Annotated in this window: 17 protein-coding genes; 15 read left to right on the top strand and 2 right to left on the bottom strand. The window is 46.0% G+C overall.

The features are described from left to right. The 15 genes from R7E38_RS15190 to fliJ all read left to right on the top strand — a co-directional run. On the top strand, positions 1–105 hold a 105-nt coding region (locus R7E38_RS15190), incomplete at its 5' end, for a flagellin (RefSeq protein WP_254661342.1). A gap of 288 nt (positions 106–393) precedes the next feature. Then, positions 394–1,524 (top strand): flagellin, encoded by a 1,131-nt coding sequence (locus R7E38_RS15185; protein ID WP_005380449.1) that lies wholly within the window; start codon positions 394–396, stop codon positions 1,522–1,524. Between the two features lie 92 nt (positions 1,525–1,616). After that, the gene (gene flaG, locus R7E38_RS15180) at positions 1,617–2,051 is read left to right on the top strand and encodes a flagellar protein FlaG (RefSeq protein ID WP_005384493.1); all 435 of its coding nucleotides are present in this window, start codon (positions 1,617–1,619) and stop codon (positions 2,049–2,051) included. Positions 2,052–2,072: 21 nt separating this feature from the next. Then, positions 2,073–4,067 carry a flagellar filament capping protein FliD gene (fliD, locus tag R7E38_RS15175; RefSeq protein ID WP_053306694.1) on the top strand — a complete coding sequence of 665 codons (1,995 nt, stop codon included), beginning with the start codon at positions 2,073–2,075 and terminating at the stop codon, positions 4,065–4,067. Between the two features lie 3 nt (positions 4,068–4,070). Further along, the gene (locus tag R7E38_RS15170) at positions 4,071–4,376 is read left to right on the top strand and encodes a flagellar protein FliT (protein ID WP_226083874.1); all 306 of its coding nucleotides are present in this window, start codon (positions 4,071–4,073) and stop codon (positions 4,374–4,376) included. 12 nt (positions 4,377–4,388) lie between these two features. Then, complete coding sequence (gene fliS, locus R7E38_RS15165; protein ID WP_005380457.1) at positions 4,389–4,799, top strand: flagellar export chaperone FliS; 411 nt, start codon at positions 4,389–4,391, stop codon at positions 4,797–4,799. 287 nt (positions 4,800–5,086) lie between these two features. Then, positions 5,087–6,553, top strand: a complete 1,467-nt coding sequence (locus R7E38_RS15160; RefSeq protein ID WP_005384490.1) for a sigma-54 dependent transcriptional regulator — start codon at positions 5,087–5,089, stop codon at positions 6,551–6,553. 199 nt (positions 6,554–6,752) lie between these two features. Further along, positions 6,753–7,784, top strand: coding sequence for a sensor histidine kinase (locus tag R7E38_RS15155; RefSeq protein ID WP_005380459.1), 1,032 nt, complete (start codon positions 6,753–6,755; stop codon positions 7,782–7,784). A 36-nt stretch (positions 7,785–7,820) separates the two neighbouring features. Next, positions 7,821–9,230 (top strand): sigma-54-dependent transcriptional regulator, encoded by a 1,410-nt coding sequence (locus R7E38_RS15150; RefSeq protein ID WP_226083875.1) that lies wholly within the window; start codon positions 7,821–7,823, stop codon positions 9,228–9,230. A gap of 122 nt (positions 9,231–9,352) precedes the next feature. Next, positions 9,353–9,664 carry a flagellar hook-basal body complex protein FliE gene (gene fliE / locus R7E38_RS15145; protein WP_005384482.1) on the top strand — a complete coding sequence of 104 codons (312 nt, stop codon included), beginning with the start codon at positions 9,353–9,355 and terminating at the stop codon, positions 9,662–9,664. Positions 9,665–9,678: 14 nt separating this feature from the next. Then, positions 9,679–11,421, top strand: coding sequence for a flagellar basal-body MS-ring/collar protein FliF (gene fliF / locus R7E38_RS15140; RefSeq protein WP_005380462.1), 1,743 nt, complete (start codon positions 9,679–9,681; stop codon positions 11,419–11,421). Continuing rightward, complete coding sequence (fliG, locus tag R7E38_RS15135; protein ID WP_005380470.1) at positions 11,414–12,469, top strand: flagellar motor switch protein FliG; 1,056 nt, start codon at positions 11,414–11,416, stop codon at positions 12,467–12,469. The genes fliF and fliG overlap by 8 nt, the downstream gene beginning before the upstream one ends. 71 nt (positions 12,470–12,540) lie before the next feature. Beyond that, positions 12,541–13,341: a flagellar assembly protein FliH gene (fliH, locus tag R7E38_RS15130; protein WP_226083876.1), complete on the top strand. Its 801-nt coding sequence runs from the start codon at positions 12,541–12,543 to the stop codon at positions 13,339–13,341. A 3-nt stretch (positions 13,342–13,344) separates the two neighbouring features. After that, on the top strand, positions 13,345–14,664 hold the full coding sequence (gene fliI, locus R7E38_RS15125; RefSeq protein WP_226083877.1) for a flagellar protein export ATPase FliI: 1,320 nt from the start codon (positions 13,345–13,347) through the stop codon (positions 14,662–14,664). A gap of 6 nt (positions 14,665–14,670) precedes the next feature. After that, the gene (gene fliJ, locus R7E38_RS15120) at positions 14,671–15,114 is read left to right on the top strand and encodes a flagellar export protein FliJ (protein WP_005380474.1); all 444 of its coding nucleotides are present in this window, start codon (positions 14,671–14,673) and stop codon (positions 15,112–15,114) included. A 40-nt stretch (positions 15,115–15,154) separates the two neighbouring features. On the opposite strand, the gene R7E38_RS15115 is transcribed toward fliJ, so the two are convergent. Together R7E38_RS15115 and R7E38_RS15110 are read right to left on the bottom strand one after the other, a co-directional pair. Continuing rightward, the gene (locus R7E38_RS15115; RefSeq protein WP_226083878.1) at positions 15,155–15,469 is read right to left on the bottom strand and encodes an NIPSNAP family protein; all 315 of its coding nucleotides are present in this window, start codon (positions 15,467–15,469) and stop codon (positions 15,155–15,157) included. Positions 15,470–15,508: 39 nt separating this feature from the next. Continuing rightward, a complete protein-coding gene (locus R7E38_RS15110) occupies positions 15,509–15,652 on the bottom strand; it encodes a hypothetical protein (protein WP_226083879.1) in 144 nt (47 codons plus the stop codon). Positions 15,653–15,680: the final 28 nt, after the last annotated feature.

The following is a 15,680-nucleotide window of genomic DNA, read 5'->3' as shown; positions in this document are numbered from 1 at the left end:
GAAACGACGGCAATGACCAAATCACAAATTCTATCGCAAGCGTCAAGCTCAATCCTTGCGCAAGCGAAACAAGCGCCAAACTCAGCGCTAAGTCTGCTAGGTTAATTTCAAACCTAAGACGAGAACCTCATTGGCTCGTGGTGAGAGATGAGCGAGTAAACCCAGCTTCGGCTGGGTTTTTTTCTGTCTTTTGGGGACTCAGGATTTCTGCGAATCACGGCATTAGAGCTTCATCACATTTCAGTAAACCAAAGAAAATAATCGCAAAAAATTGAAAATTTCTTCTAAAGGATATTCATTGGTCGCCGTTAAAGGGACTGAGAGAAATGAGATGTACCTAAGTGAGGTGAGAGACACGACGGTACATTCACTAAAGCCTTAAGGAGATCAATTATGGCGATTAACGTTAATACTAACGTTTCTGCGATGACTGCACAGCGTTACCTAAACCAGGCAGCTGACGGTCAACAAAAATCTATGGAGCGTTTGTCTTCGGGTTACAAAATCAATAGCGCGAAAGACGATGCTGCAGGTCTACAGATTTCAAACCGTTTGAATGCACAAAGCCGTGGCCTAGATATGGCAGTGAAAAACGCAAACGACGGTATTTCTATTGCACAGGTTGCTGAAGGTGCAATGAATGAATCTACCAACATCCTACAACGTATGCGTGATCTTTCGCTTCAATCGGCGAACGGCTCTAACTCAAAAGCAGAACGTGTAGCGATCCAAGAAGAAGTAACAGCGCTAAACGACGAGCTAAACCGTATTGCTGAAACTACCTCTTTCGGTGGTAACAAGCTTCTAAACGGTACTTACGGTACTCAATCTTTCCAAATCGGTGCGGACTCAGGTGAAGCAGTGATGCTTTCTATGGGTAACCTACGCTCAGACACTTCAGCAATGGGTGGTAAGAGCTACGCAGCAGAAGAGGGTAAAGACGCATCTTGGACTGTTGGTGAGAAAACAGAGTTCAAAATGAGCTATACCAACAAGCAGGGTGAAGAGAAAGAGCTATCAATCAGCGCTAAGCAAGGCGATGATATTGAGCAGCTAGCGACATACATCAACGGTCAAAACGATGATGTAAAAGCCTCTGTTGGCGAAGATGGCAAACTACAAGTATTTGCTTCTTCTCAAAAAGTTGAAGGTGATGTTGAGTTTTCTGGCAACCTAGCAGACGAGATCGGCTTTGGTGGCCCGAAAGACGTAACAGTGAAAGACATCGACGTAACCACAGTAGCTGGCTCTCAAGAAGCAGTAGCGGTTATCGACGGTGCTCTTAAGTCCGTAGACAGCCAACGAGCTTCACTCGGTGCTTTCCAAAACCGCTTCAACCACGCAATCAGCAACCTAGACAACATTAACGAGAACGTTAACGCGTCTAAAAGCCGTATTAAAGATACTGATTACGCGAAGGAAACCACTGCGATGACTAAGTCGCAAATTCTTCAGCAAGCAAGTACTTCAATCCTGGCTCAAGCGAAGCAGTCTCCATCTGCAGCGCTAAGCTTGTTGGGCTAAGTGGTAAACCCAGCCTGAGGTCAACACCTTAGTGCTGGGGCACCAAAGCGATAGATTCTATCGTTAGCCCATAAGGTGGAAGGGAGATTGTAATGGATATATCCTCCTACGCATCGAACATCCAGCCTTACGGCACGCCAAATGGCACAAAGTTTGCAAATAAAAATGGCAATGATATAGGCACGTCTAGCCCAGCAAATTCAAATGGTGAGATTTCGCCGCAAAAAGCGAAAAACACCGAATACGATTTCTCTGTTCAAGCTGCGATCGAGATGGCTGAAAGCCGTCAAGAACTGAACAAAGAAGAACGTGAAAAATTGGTCGCACAAATGAATGAATTTGTAACGTCCATAAACAAAGGAGTCGCATTTCGAGTGGATGAAGAATCCGGACGAGATGTGGTGACGATTTATGAAGCCAATACCGGTGACGTGATTCGTCAAATTCCTGATGAAGAAATGCTAGTGGTATTGCGTCGCCTAGCTGAGCACACAGCCAACAGCGGGTTGTTGACTGAAAAAGTGTAAGTCGTTTTTAGAGGTGATTTGATGAGTTTAGGCCCTTTGGGGATGTCTGGCGGCATGGATATTAATTCCATGGTCAGCAAAATTGTGGATGCCGAACGCGTACCAAAGCAGCAACGCATCGACAACGAACGCACGACAATTAATGCCAGTATCAGTGCTTACGGACGACTCAGAGAATCATTGGATACGATGAAAAATCTCATGGCGAACTTTCGCCAGGAGAAAGCATTTGCCGTTCGCACTGTCGAAACGACCGATGACAATATAGTATCTGCCACGGCAACCACAGATGCTATCGCTGGCAAATATGCTATCGATGTGTTGCAGCTTGCTCAGAGCCATAAAGTCGCTTCTGACGTATTGCCAGAAGACGCAAAATTTGGCCCTGGTAAGCTGCAGATTTCGCTTGGTGATGAGCGTTTTAATATCGATGTTCGTTCCCGATCTAAGCTCATCGATGTCGTACGTGGCATCAATGGCGCTAAAGATAACCCTGGCGTTCGTGCATCTCTTATTAACGACGTCGAAGGTCCACGCCTTATCCTTGCTTCTAACCTCTCTGGTAAGGATCATCAAATCAGAGTCAGTGTGGAGGCAGAAAAAGGCAACCCTCTTAAATATTTCGAATACCAAACACTTGAAGACCGCGTCAACGCGCTTGAAGAAGCTCGTTCAGCGGCGGAAGATGTCTTAGGTCCTCTTAAATTTCCGGAACAACCAGCAGAAGAGCTGGATGTAAACGGCAATCCTCTACCTCCAGAAGAGCAAAAAGCGGCAGACGATGTACAAGATGATGCATCGCAGGCGCCAATCTCTGCGGCGGGTGCAGAAGCAGCCAAAGCTGGTCAAGAAGCCATTGATGAAGCCAATCGACGCGCGAGCTTACGCCCTGAAGACAGAATTCCAGGGTGGACAGAAACTGCGTCAGGTACTTTGTTGGACTCTTATGAAGAACCAGAGCTCGAACTCGACGAAAAGGCAATAGAGAAGGCACCAGATGTACCAGGCTGGAATAATGCCGCATCGGGCACCCTAACCGATTCTTACGTTACGACGAAAGAGGCTAAGCAGCTTCTTGAGCAAGAAAAAGCGGAAATCGAGCAAAAAATTGCGAGTGAAAAGCAAGCGTTAGACGAAAAAGTGGCACGTGGTGAACTTTCCGAAGCGCAAGCTAAGCAAATTCATCGCGCTAAACTTGATCCTCAAGAACGTGAGCGTCTGGAAAAAATTGATGAAGCAGAAGCGAAAATCGCAAAGGCACAATCTGCTTTTGAAGAATACCTTGGGATGACAGAAGTACAAGCAGGGCAAGATTCAGAAGTTCTGCTTGATGGCGTGGCAAAGCTATCTAGCCACAACAATGTGATTGAAGATGCGATCGAAGGTGTTGATTTAACACTAAAAGGCAAATCAGAACCGAATAAACCGCCTGCTGAAATTGGTGTCGAGTACGACCGTCAAAGTGTACGCAACGATATCGAAAACTTTGTGGCAGCGTATAACTCGTTTTATCAAACCTCCCAAGCGTTGGCGAGTGTGGACCCGGTAACTGGTCAAAAAGGGCCGTTGTCAGGTGACAGCACCGTACGCAGTGCAGATTCACGATTAAAATCGGTCTTTTCTACTCGAATCGATAAGGCGCCTGAAAACCTAAAGTCCTTAACAGAATTTGGCATTACGACCACACGTCAAGGCACCCTAGAAATCAACTATGACATGCTAGATCGCCAGTTGAACAATAACTTCAACGAGTTAGAAAAGTTCTTCGGTGGCAACACAGGTTTTGCTAAACGAGTAGAAGATGCGATTCACGGTATCACAGGTATTACAGGCAGTATTCGTACTCGAGAAAAAAGTCTCACAGAACAAAACTACCGTTTGAGTGACGATCAAGCGGCATTAGATCGCCGCATGGAAAGCCTAGAGAAGCGTACTCATGCGAAGTTTACCGCGATGCAAGATGCGACCGGTAAAATGCAAGGCCAGTTAGGCGCTTTGATGAGTGCGTTGGGTTAATAAATGCAAAAAGAACTCATGGAAATTAGTGATATAGATCAACTAATTACGCAAGAATTAGAAAAAATTGATTTTAATGCTGAAGAAATTCTTCGCTTGGTCGATATCAGGGAACGGTTATTGCAAAACCTGTTACCAATTATTCATCAAAATCCTTTGGTTAAGCAGGATGCAGAGTGGCAAGCATTGCTAACTCGTACCAAAAGAATTGTCGAGCTGATGCAATCGGAAACGTCAAAGGCCGGAAAAGAGCTCCATAAGTTTCGTTATGGCCAGCGTTCACTTCAGCAGTACAAAAAATTTATTTAAAAGAGGATTACTATGCGCGGTTCTTTGCAAGCATACAAAAAGGTATCAGTCGACAGCCAGCTTAGCGCGGCTTCTCCGCACAAAGTCATTCAAATGCTTATGGCTGGTGCGATTGAGCGCCTTATTCAAGGTAAAGCAGCCATGCAAGCAGGCAATATTCCAGCAAAAGGTGAGCGCTTGGGTAAAGCGTTAGACATCATTATCGCGCTACGCAGCTGTCTATCTATGGATGACGGTGGTGATATTGCTTCAAACTTAGATTCACTGTATGAGTTTATGATCACGCAAATTTCTGCTGCTAACCATCAAAATGAGCCTCAGCTGATCGACGACGTTATCGATATTATCCGTGAGATCAAGTCCGCTTGGGACCAAATCCCAACAGAGTTTCATAATCTTACCGCTGCTGAAGTTGGTATTTAATAGTCAAAACAATGCGTTAAGATACTAGACGAATATATTTGTCAATTGCGCAACGAGTTGTGTAGCAAAGTTTCTATCAAGCTCACACCTCTCCATTGCTTGGTTGCCTTATTTTTATATTCAAATAAAATAGAAGCCATTAGTAGCCCTAATGGCTTTTTTGTTGCTGATTTTCCTATTTTGTCTATCGTAAATTGAGTGTGGTGGTTCTGCCTTCTTTAGCACCCAATTGCGCAAATCAAGGTTTGGCCGCAACGCACCTAAAATAAAGGCAATCATTCTTACTTATGCATGGTTTGGCAAAGCTGCTTGTAATTGATGATGACGCATCAAGTCGTTTAAATTTAAGCAATATATTGGAATTTGTTGGAGAAAATTGCGAAGCGGTCAGTTCTGATCAGCTCAGCGATGTTGATTGGTCTAGCGTATGGTCGTGCTGTATTGTTGGTAATATTCCAGCAGGTCAAGCGGCGAGTACGGTTATCTCTCATTTAAACAGCGCTTACCACATCCCTCTTCTAGTCATGGGCCGTTTTCCTTTGCCTGTTGATGATCTTCCAAATTTTGTTGGTGAACTAGAGCTGCCGCTTAATTACCCACAGCTTAGTGAAGCGTTACGCCACTGCAAAGATTTTCTGGGGCGAAAAGGAGTGAATGTTGTTGCTAGTGCACGCAAAAACACGCTTTTTCGCAGCTTAGTTGGTCAAAGTAGAGGTATTCAAGAAGTTCGACACCTGATCGAGCAAGTATCAAACACGGAAGCAAACGTGTTGATCTTAGGTGAGTCCGGTACGGGTAAAGAAGTTGTTGCGCGTAACATCCACTATCACTCTTCATACCGCGATGGCGCATTTGTACCTATTAACTGTGGTGCAATACCGCCTGAGCTCCTAGAAAGCGAATTATTTGGTCACGAAAAAGGCGCGTTTACTGGTGCGTTAACTGCCCGTAAAGGTCGATTTGAGCTCGCAGACGGTGGCACTATCTTTCTTGATGAGATTGGCGATATGCCAATGTCGATGCAAGTAAAGTTGCTTCGTGTATTGCAAGAACGCTGCTTTGAACGTGTAGGTGGCAATAGTACCATCAAGGTAAATGTTCGAGTTGTGGCGGCGACACACCGTAATCTAGAAAATATGATTGAAGAAGGCACGTTCCGAGAAGACTTGTTCTATCGTCTGAACGTGTTTCCGATTGAGATGCCAGCGCTGAAAGAGCGCAAACAAGATATACCATTGCTGCTGCAAGAACTGATGACACGTTTAGAGGCGGAGGGCGGACAACCTATCTGTTTTACACCTCGTGCAATCAACTCACTGATGGAGCATAACTGGCCGGGCAACGTACGCGAGTTGGCTAATCTTGTTGAGCGAATGATTATTCTGTATCCAAATAGCTTAGTGGATGTAAACCATCTACCAACCAAATATCGCTACAGTGACATCCCAGAGTTCCAACCAGAGAGCAATCCATTTGTTTCGGTGGAAGAGCAAGAGCGTGATGTATTCCAAGATATCTTCTCTGAAGATTTTAGCTTTGAAGATCAAGACGACCTTGATCACAGCATGAACGCCCCGCAAGCGCTGCCACCGGAAGGGGTTAATTTGAAAGAGCTGCTGGCTGATTTAGAAGTTAATATGATCAGCCAAGCATTAGAAGCGCAGGGTGGCGTTGTAGCAAGAGCGGCGGACATGCTGGGTATGCGACGTACTACGCTGGTGGAAAAAATGCGTAAGTACAACTTACAGCGCTAGGTAAAGTGAAGTTTTAAGACGATATCTGAATAATCACTTGGGCTGGTTAACATCGCTTTTCTGGCATCCAAAACCGTTATCTCTGAGTGTCAACTTATTGTCGATGGCTTAACGTCCTGATAAATATAAAAAATAGCTTGGTACGCTAATTGCTTACCAAGCTATTTTAGTTTTAGCGGCGATATTTCGACAGGCAGTAATGGATAACAACACCAATCAATCCCATTTAGATTCCGTAGAGAATCAGGTTGAGCGCTACAAACAGGTGCTCGATGTGATGCCTGCTGGAGTGATTTTGCTCGATACGTACGGAGTAGTGCGTGAAGCAAATCCAGAAGCGCACCGAATTCTTGAGATTCCACTGGTTAACGAAAAATGGTTCAACGTTATCCAGGCGGTGTTTGACCCACGTGAAGATGATGGCCATGAAGTTTCCCTGCGGAATGGCCGTAAAGTTCGACTCGCCATCTCGGCGTCCACAACAGGTCAATTGATCCTGATTACCGATTTAACCGAAACCCGTTTACTTCAAGCTCGTGTCAGTGATTTACAGCGCTTATCGTCGTTAGGACGTATGGTTGCGTCGCTTGCTCACCAAGTAAGAACGCCGCTGTCGAGCGCTATGTTATATGCATCCAATTTGGGAGCGCCAAATCTTCCTCCAGCGACAAAAGATCGCTTCCAAACCAAATTAATGGATCGACTGCACGATTTGGAAAAGCAGGTTAATGATATGCTGCTTTTTGCTAAAGGTGGTGATAATAAAGTCATTAAGCCATTTACGATTGCCCAGTTGGTAGCGGAATATCAGCCGATGGTCGAAACCGCGCTAAAAAACAACAGTATTGATTACTGCCTAGAAGTGGAAGAAGAACAAACTGAACTACTAGGCAATGCGAACGCCATTGCATCCGCATTGAGTAATCTGGTCATGAATGCGATTCAAATGTCTGGTAAAGAATCGCAAGTCGATATTTTTTTCCGCCCGGTAAATGGTGAGTTACGCATTTCTGTGCAAGACAGCGGACCGGGTGTGCCTGAAGAACTGCAAGCCAAAATCATGGAGCCATTTTTTACCACACGTTCTCAAGGAACTGGATTAGGGTTGGCAGTTGTTCAAATGGTTTGCCGTGCCCATGACGGTCGATTGGAACTTATTTCAGAGCAGGGTGATGGAGCCTGCTTCACCATGTGCATTCCGCTAGAGCGAGTGCAAACAGAAGCGCAATAAGCGGCTTTTGGTAATAACAATTTCTGGAGAATCATAATGGCGCAAAGCAAAGTGCTGATCGTAGAAGACGATGAAGGTCTTCGTGAAGCCCTAGTCGATACTCTGGCTCTGGCAGGGTATGAGTGGTTGGAAGCGGACTGTGCTGAAGATGCACTGTTAAAGCTGAAATCGAATACGGTTGATATCGTCGTTTCTGATGTGCAAATGGCGGGTATGGGTGGCTTAGCTCTGCTCAAAAGCATCAAGCAGAATTGGCCTAACTTACCAGTATTGCTAATGACGGCGTACGCCAACATTGAAGATGCCGTGTCTGCAATGAAAGATGGCGCGATCGACTACATGGCGAAACCATTTGCACCAGAAGTGTTGCTAAATATGGTCAGTCGTTATGCACCGATAAAAAGTGATGACAACGGTGACGCTATCGTTGCTGATGAGAAAAGTCTACGTTTACTCGCGTTGGCCGATAAAGTGGCACGTACAGATGCGAATGTTATGGTGCTAGGTCCTAGTGGCTCAGGTAAAGAAGTGATGTCGCGCTATATTCACAACGCGTCAAATCGTAAAAATGGTCCTTTTGTCGCAATTAACTGTGCCGCGATTCCTGACAATATGCTCGAAGCAACACTGTTTGGCTATGAAAAGGGCGCATTTACTGGTGCTGTTCAGGCATGCCCAGGAAAGTTCGAACAAGCGCAAGGTGGCACAATCTTGCTTGATGAAATCAGCGAAATGGACTTGAACCTGCAAGCGAAGTTATTGCGTGTCCTACAAGAGCGCGAAGTAGAGCGCCTAGGCAGTCGCAAAAGCATCAAGTTAGATGTTCGTGTGTTAGCGACGAGTAACCGTGATCTTAAGCAATACGTGTCAGAAGGAAACTTCAGAGAGGACTTATATTACCGCCTGAATGTATTCCCAATTGCGTGGTCTGCACTTAAAGAACGTAAAGGCGATATTGCACCGCTTGCCAAGCATCTTGCTGAGCGTCATTGCAGCAAAATGGGCATGCCAGTGCCTCAATTCTCGACCGTTGCGTTAGAAAAACTATTGCAATACCCTTGGCCGGGTAATGTTCGTGAATTGGATAACGTGGTTCAACGAGCGCTGATATTAAGTGAAAATGGCGACATCGATGCAGAGCACATTTTGCTTGAGGGCGTAGATTGGCAAGATGCCAATAGCTTGCAACACGTGGTGCAAAACGCAGATATGGTCGTGCCCAATGTTAAGCCAGTTGCTCAAGCTGAGAGTGTCAGCCGCCCAGTAACTGGTGGAGAAGGCTTAGGCAGCGAGCTGCGCGATCAAGAATACGCCATTATTTTGGAGACTTTGGTTGAATGTAATGGTCGACGCAAAGAAATGGCGGAGAAACTGGGTATAAGCCCTCGAACCTTGCGCTATAAGCTTGCCAAAATGCGTGATGCTGGTATAGATATCCCGAATTAACACAGACAACGGCCGTAAGACAAAAAGTGTAAGTAAATTGATTGCTAATGTCTTATGGCACGTTAATTGCTGTGTCAATAATCAGTTTTGTTAATAGTCAATCTTTTGGCTTAGAGGTGCTAATGAAAATTGATGGTATTCAGGCAGAAATGCGCGCCATGATGGTAGAAGCAACCAATACGGCTCCTACTGCAAGTGGGGCGAAAGTTGGAGCGGATTTTAACGATCTCCTAACTAAAGCCATCAATAACGTGAACACACTTCAAAAAGCATCTGGTGATTTACAAACCCGTTTTGATCGTGGTGATGCCGATGTATCCCTTTCTGACGTTATGATCGCTCGTAACAAGTCTAGTGTCGCTTTTGATGCGACGGTTCAAATTCGCAATAAACTCGTTGAGGCATATAAAGACCTCATGAACATGCCAGTGTAATTTAGGTAATAAGTGTGGCAGACAAGTCTACAGATTTAACCGTCACTGAAGGCGGCTCAGATGGTGCACTGGTAGCAAGTTCCGATGTGGATGTGGAGAGTCAAAATCCAGATCTAGAGGAGCGCAGTGCGTCAAAATTCGATATGGCAGTGGGCGACCTCGATTTACTTCGTCAGGTTGTGCTTGTGCTGTCGATATCCATCTGTGTTGCATTGATCGTGATGCTGTTCTTTTGGGTCAAAGAACCGGAAATGCGCCCACTTGGTGCGTATGAGACCGAAGAATTGATCCCCGTTCTGGATTATCTGGACCAGCAGAAAATCAATTATAAGCTTGATGGCAATACTGTTTCTGTTGAATCGAGTGAGTACAACTCGATCAAACTTGGCATGGTTCGTTCCGGCGTTAACCAAGCTACAGAAGCGGGCGATGATATTTTGCTGCAAGACATGGGTTTTGGTGTTTCACAACGTCTCGAGCAAGAGCGTCTCAAACTCAGTCGAGAGCGCCAATTGGCTCAAGCAATTGAAGAAATGAAGCAAGTTCGCAAAGCACGAGTGTTATTGGCACTGCCAAAGCACAGCGTGTTTGTGCGTCATAACCAAGAAGCGTCTGCGTCGGTATTTTTGACATTGTCGACAGGCACGAACCTTAAGCAACAAGAAGTGGATTCTATTGTCGACATGGTGGCTAGTGCTGTGCCGGGAATGAAAACTTCTCGAATTACCGTCACAGATCAGCATGGCCGCTTACTCAGCTCAGGCTCCCAAGATCCCGCTTCTGCGGCGCGACGCAAAGAACAAGAATTAGAACGCAGCCAAGAACAAGCGCTGCGCGAAAAAATTGATTCCGTACTATTACCCATTTTAGGTTATGGCAACTATACGGCGCAGGTTGATATCCAAATGGACTTCAGTGCGGTTGAACAAACCCGCAAACGCTTTGATCCAAATACCCCTGCGACCCGCAGTGAGTACGCACTCGAAGATTACAATAACGGTAACATGGTAGCGGGTATTCCGGGTGCGTTGAGTAATCAGCCTCCAGCGGATGCCTCAATTCCGCAAGATGTGGCTCAAATGAAAGATGGTTCTGTCATGGGGCAGGGTTCAGTTCGTAAAGAGTCCACGCGTAACTTTGAGCTAGATACCACCATCAGCCACGAGCGAAAGCAGACCGGGACGGTGGCTCGTCAGACCGTTTCTGTTGCGATTAAAGACCGTCGTCAAGTTAACCCTGATACGGGTGAAGTGACTTATACCCCAATGTCCGAATCTGAAATCAATGCCATTCGCCAAGTATTAATTGGTACCGTTGGCTTTGATCAAGGCCGTGGCGATTTGCTAAATGTATTGAGTGTAAAGTTTGCTGAGCCAGAGGCTGAGCAGCTAGAAGAACCACCAATTTGGGAGCACCCTAACTTCAGTGATTGGGTTCGTTGGTTCGCAAGTGCATTAGTGATTATTGTGGTTGTGTTGGTTCTGGTTCGCCCAGCAATGAAGAAATTGCTTAACCCTACCAGCGATGATGAAGACGAAATGTACGGACCAGACGGCTTGCCGATTGGTGCGGATGGTGAAACTAGCTTGATTGGCAGTGACATCGAAAGCAGCGAACTGTTCGAGTTTGGCTCAAGTATTGATTTGCCAAACCTTCATAAAGATGAAGATGTATTGAAAGCGGTTCGCGCTCTGGTTGCGAATGAACCTGAACTGGCTGCTCAAGTAGTGAAAAACTGGATGAATGACAATGGCTAATGATATCGTACCTCAAGATGACAACGCCGCGGGAATGCCAGTAGAGCTGGATGTTTCAACCATTACTGGCGAAGAAAAAGCGGCAATTTTGCTACTGAGCCTTAATGAACAAGATGCAGCTGGCATTATCCGTCACCTAGAACCAAAACAGGTTCAGCGTGTTGGTAGTGCGATGGCTCGCGCGAAGGATCTCAGCCAAGACAAGGTATCTGCTGTTCATCGTGCGTTTTTGGAGGATATCCAGAAATACACCAACATTGGTATGGGCAGCGAAGACTTTATGCGTAATGCACTGGTTGCCGCTCTTGGTGAAGACAAAGCCAACAACTTAGTTGACCAGATCCTACTTGGTACGGGCTCAAAAGGTTTGGATTCTTTGAAATGGATGGACCCACGCCAAGTGGCGAGCATTATAGTCAATGAACACCCACAGATTCAAACTATCGTACTGTCTTATTTAGAAGCAGACCAATCTGCAGAGATTTTGTCTCAGTTCCCTGAGCGCGTGCGTTTGGATCTGATGATGCGTATTGCCAACCTTGAAGAGGTTCAGCCATCAGCATTGGCAGAGCTGAACGAAATCATGGAGAAACAGTTCGCGGGTCAAGCGGGTGCACAAGCAGCCAAAATTGGCGGCCTGAAAGCAGCAGCGGAGATCATGAACTACCTAGACAACAACGTCGAAGGTTTGTTGATGGAACAAATTCGCGATCAGGACGAAGACATGGCGACGCAAATCCAAGACCTAATGTTTGTCTTCGAAAACTTAGTCGAAGTGGACGACCAAGGTATTCAGAAGTTGCTGCGTGACGTACCACAAGACGTGTTGCAAAAAGCACTTAAAGGTGCAGATGACTCGTTACGTGAGAAAGTCTTCAAGAACATGTCTAAACGTGCTGCTGATATGATGCGTGATGATATAGAAGCGATGCCGCCAGTACGAGTGGCAGATGTAGAAGCCGCTCAGAAAGAAATCTTAGCAATTGCCCGTCGAATGGCGGATGCTGGTGAGCTCATGTTGTCTGGCGGTGCTGACGAATTCTTATAATTTCTATTGCTTCGCAATTATCCTATTGCGGAGCACCCTCACTTCTTAATCGAACACACAATAGGTAACCCATGGCTGGCGATAGAAAACGCGGATTTATCCGTCCTGATGAAGATGATTCGATGATCGCACCTCAACGTTGGGGGCTGCCTGATTATGGCGAGCCTAAAGCCAAACAAGCAAAACAAACCGCGTTCAACTATGACCCGGGATGGGTGCCGAATTTTGATGAGCCTGAAGAAGAGCAGCCACTTGCGCTAACCGAAGAACAAATTGAACTGATTAAGCAAGGTGCTTATCAAGAAGGCTTACATCAAGGTCAGGAAGCTGGCTTTAAGCAAGGTTACGACAAAGGTAAAGAAGAAGGGTTGCAAGCCGGCCATGCTGAAGGTCTTGAGCTCGGAAAAGCTGAAGGGGTGACTGCAGGGCAAGAATACATTCAGCAGCAAGTTGAAACCTTTATGAACTTGGCCAATCAGTTTGCTCAACCTTTGGAGTTGATGAATGCTCAGGTTGAAAAGCAGCTGGTGGATATGGTGCTCTGCTTAGTCAAAGAAGTGGTGCACGTTGAAGTACAAACCAACCCTCAAATTATTTTAGATACAGTGAAGCAGTCGGTCGAAGCGCTACCAATATCAGGCCACCCTATTACCTTGCACCTGAATCCAGAAGATGTCGCGATTATTCGTTCAGCTTATGGTGAAGAAGACCTTGATTGTCGCAACTGGACGTTAGTTGCTGAACCATCGCTCAATCGAGGTGACGTCCAGATTGAAGCAGGTGAATCAAGCATTAATTATCGCATGGAAGAACGCGTCAAAAGCGTATTGCACAGCTTTTGTGGCGCAAACCGTCATCAAGAGGGTGAGTAATCCATGCAAGCACTCGCTGACCGCTTAAAAAGCTACAAAGTTGAAGGCCTTACGACGCGCCCTGTCGCCTCTGGCAAACTGGTGCGTGTGGTTGGGTTAACGTTGGAAGCGACCGGCTGTCGCGCACCAATTGGCAGTTTATGCTTAGTGGAAACCATGTCAGGTCAGATGGAAGCTGAGGTTGTCGGCTTTTCAGGTGACAACCTATTTTTAATGCCAAGCGAACAAATTACGGGCATTTTACCTGGCGCGAGAGTCACCCCTTTAACCAGTGACGCTGGTTTACCCGTCGGCATGGAATTACTTGGGCGCGTGATAGACGGGGTTGGGAATCCACTTGATGGACTTGGCCCTTTGTATACCGATCACCGTGCCTCTTTTAATGCCGAACCAATCAACCCGTTGGCTCGAAAGCCAATTTCTGAACCGCTCGATGTTGGCCTAAAAGCCATCAATGGTTTGTTGACGGTTGGTAAAGGTCAGCGTATCGGTCTGTTTGCAGGTTCTGGTGTGGGTAAATCGGTCACGCTTGGCATGATGACGCGAGGCACCACCGCACAGGTTGTGGTCGTCGGCCTGATAGGTGAGCGTGGACGTGAAGTTAAAGAGTTCATCGAAGAGATCTTGGGTGAGGACGGTCGTCGCCGCTCAGTGGTGGTCGCGGCGCCTGCCGATGCTTCACCTCTAATGCGCTTAAAGGGGTGCCAAACGGCATTAACGATTGCTGAATACTTCAGGGACCAAGGGTTAGATGTTCTGCTATTGATGGACTCGTTGACTCGTTTTGCACAAGCACAGCGTGAAATCGCACTTTCTGTTGGTGAGCCGCCAGCGACGAAAGGTTACCCGCCTTCTGTATTTGCCAAGCTGCCAGCGCTGGTTGAGCGAGCGGGTAATGGAAGTTCCGAACAAGGCTCGATTACGGCGTTCTTTACCGTGTTGACCGAAGGGGATGATTTGCAAGATCCGATAGCGGACGCATCGCGAGCCATTCTTGATGGCCATATTGTACTTTCTCGTGAAATGGCGGATGCAGGCCATTATCCGGCGATTGATGTCGAGAAGTCGGTGAGCCGTGTTATGCCGCAAATCACGACCGAAGAGCACGTTCTGATGTCAAAAGCGGTGCGACAGGTCTTGTCTATTTGTCGCAAGAATCAAGATTTGGTCTCGATTGGAGCGTACAAACCGGGTACCGATCCTGCTATTGATGGCGCATTTACTTTGAAACCGAAGTTAGACGAATACTTGCAGCAGAGCATGAAAGAATCAGTGCCATATGATATGTGCGTCAATATGCTTAGAAACATTTTGGGTGGGTGATAGCGCATGAATAATGCGATGGAGTTTCTACTTGAGCAAACTAAGGATCGTGAAGACCAAGCTGTGCTTGCACTGAACAAAGCGCGTTCTGAACTCGAAGATTATTACCGTCAGGTTGAACAAATTGAAAAGTATCGGCTTGATTATTGCCAGCAGCTCGTCGACCGTGGTCAGGCGGGCCTAACGGCAAGTCAATATGGACACTTAAATCGATTCCTTACCCAGCTAGATGAAACTTTATCTAAGCAAAAGCAAGCAGAAAGTCATTTCAAAGAGCAGGTTGAAAACTGTAAAGAATATTGGTTAACCGTGCGTAAAGAACGCAAATCCTATGAGTGGATGATAGACAAACGCGAAAAAGAGAAACAACTTGCTGAAGCTAAGCGCGAACAAAAGCAAATGGACGAGTTTTCCACCTTACTTTACAGTCGAAAACCACATCGTTTCTAAAGGTTATCGGTTCGATATTGCATTACGGTGTTGCAGTTGACTACATCTCTACCGATTCAAGTAAGGTAACTTTGATTGAGTCTTGTTCAATTAACTCAAACACCTTCGGTCGAATCTCGCGAACCCACCACTCGTCGTATGTTTTTTCGTAGAGAGCCTGGCGTGCTTGCTCATTGTCGAACTCTCTAAGCCAAACAAAATAGTCATGTCCATCATCACCAGTGTGGACGTAAGTATTCAGTACACGCATGCCTTGTGAGCGTTGATAGGGCAACAGTTCTTCCTTCATCCAACTTAGCCACTGTTCTGTTTTGCCTGCTCTGATTCTATATTGGCGTAATTCTGTGATCTTCAAAGTGATTCCTTAATTGTTAAGCCAAGTGTCTGTTTACGCTTATCGTTTTTCAAAGTCAATCAAGTAGCTGTACATCATGTTAGGAACCAGGTTATCGGATAGTAATGTTGATGTTTGTTCCATAAACATGCCATCTATTAGCTTGCCGAGAATTGGCTCAATATTGTGGTGTGATTTTTGCATTTTAGCTGTCAGTATCGGGTCTTTTTGA

The organism is Vibrio sp. Vb2131 (assembly GCF_033338535.1).
GTDB classification, from domain to species: domain Bacteria; phylum Pseudomonadota; class Gammaproteobacteria; order Enterobacterales; family Vibrionaceae; genus Vibrio; species Vibrio alginolyticus.
Note: the sequence above shows the minus strand (reverse complement) of the source record. Positions and strands in the feature narration are given on the sequence as shown.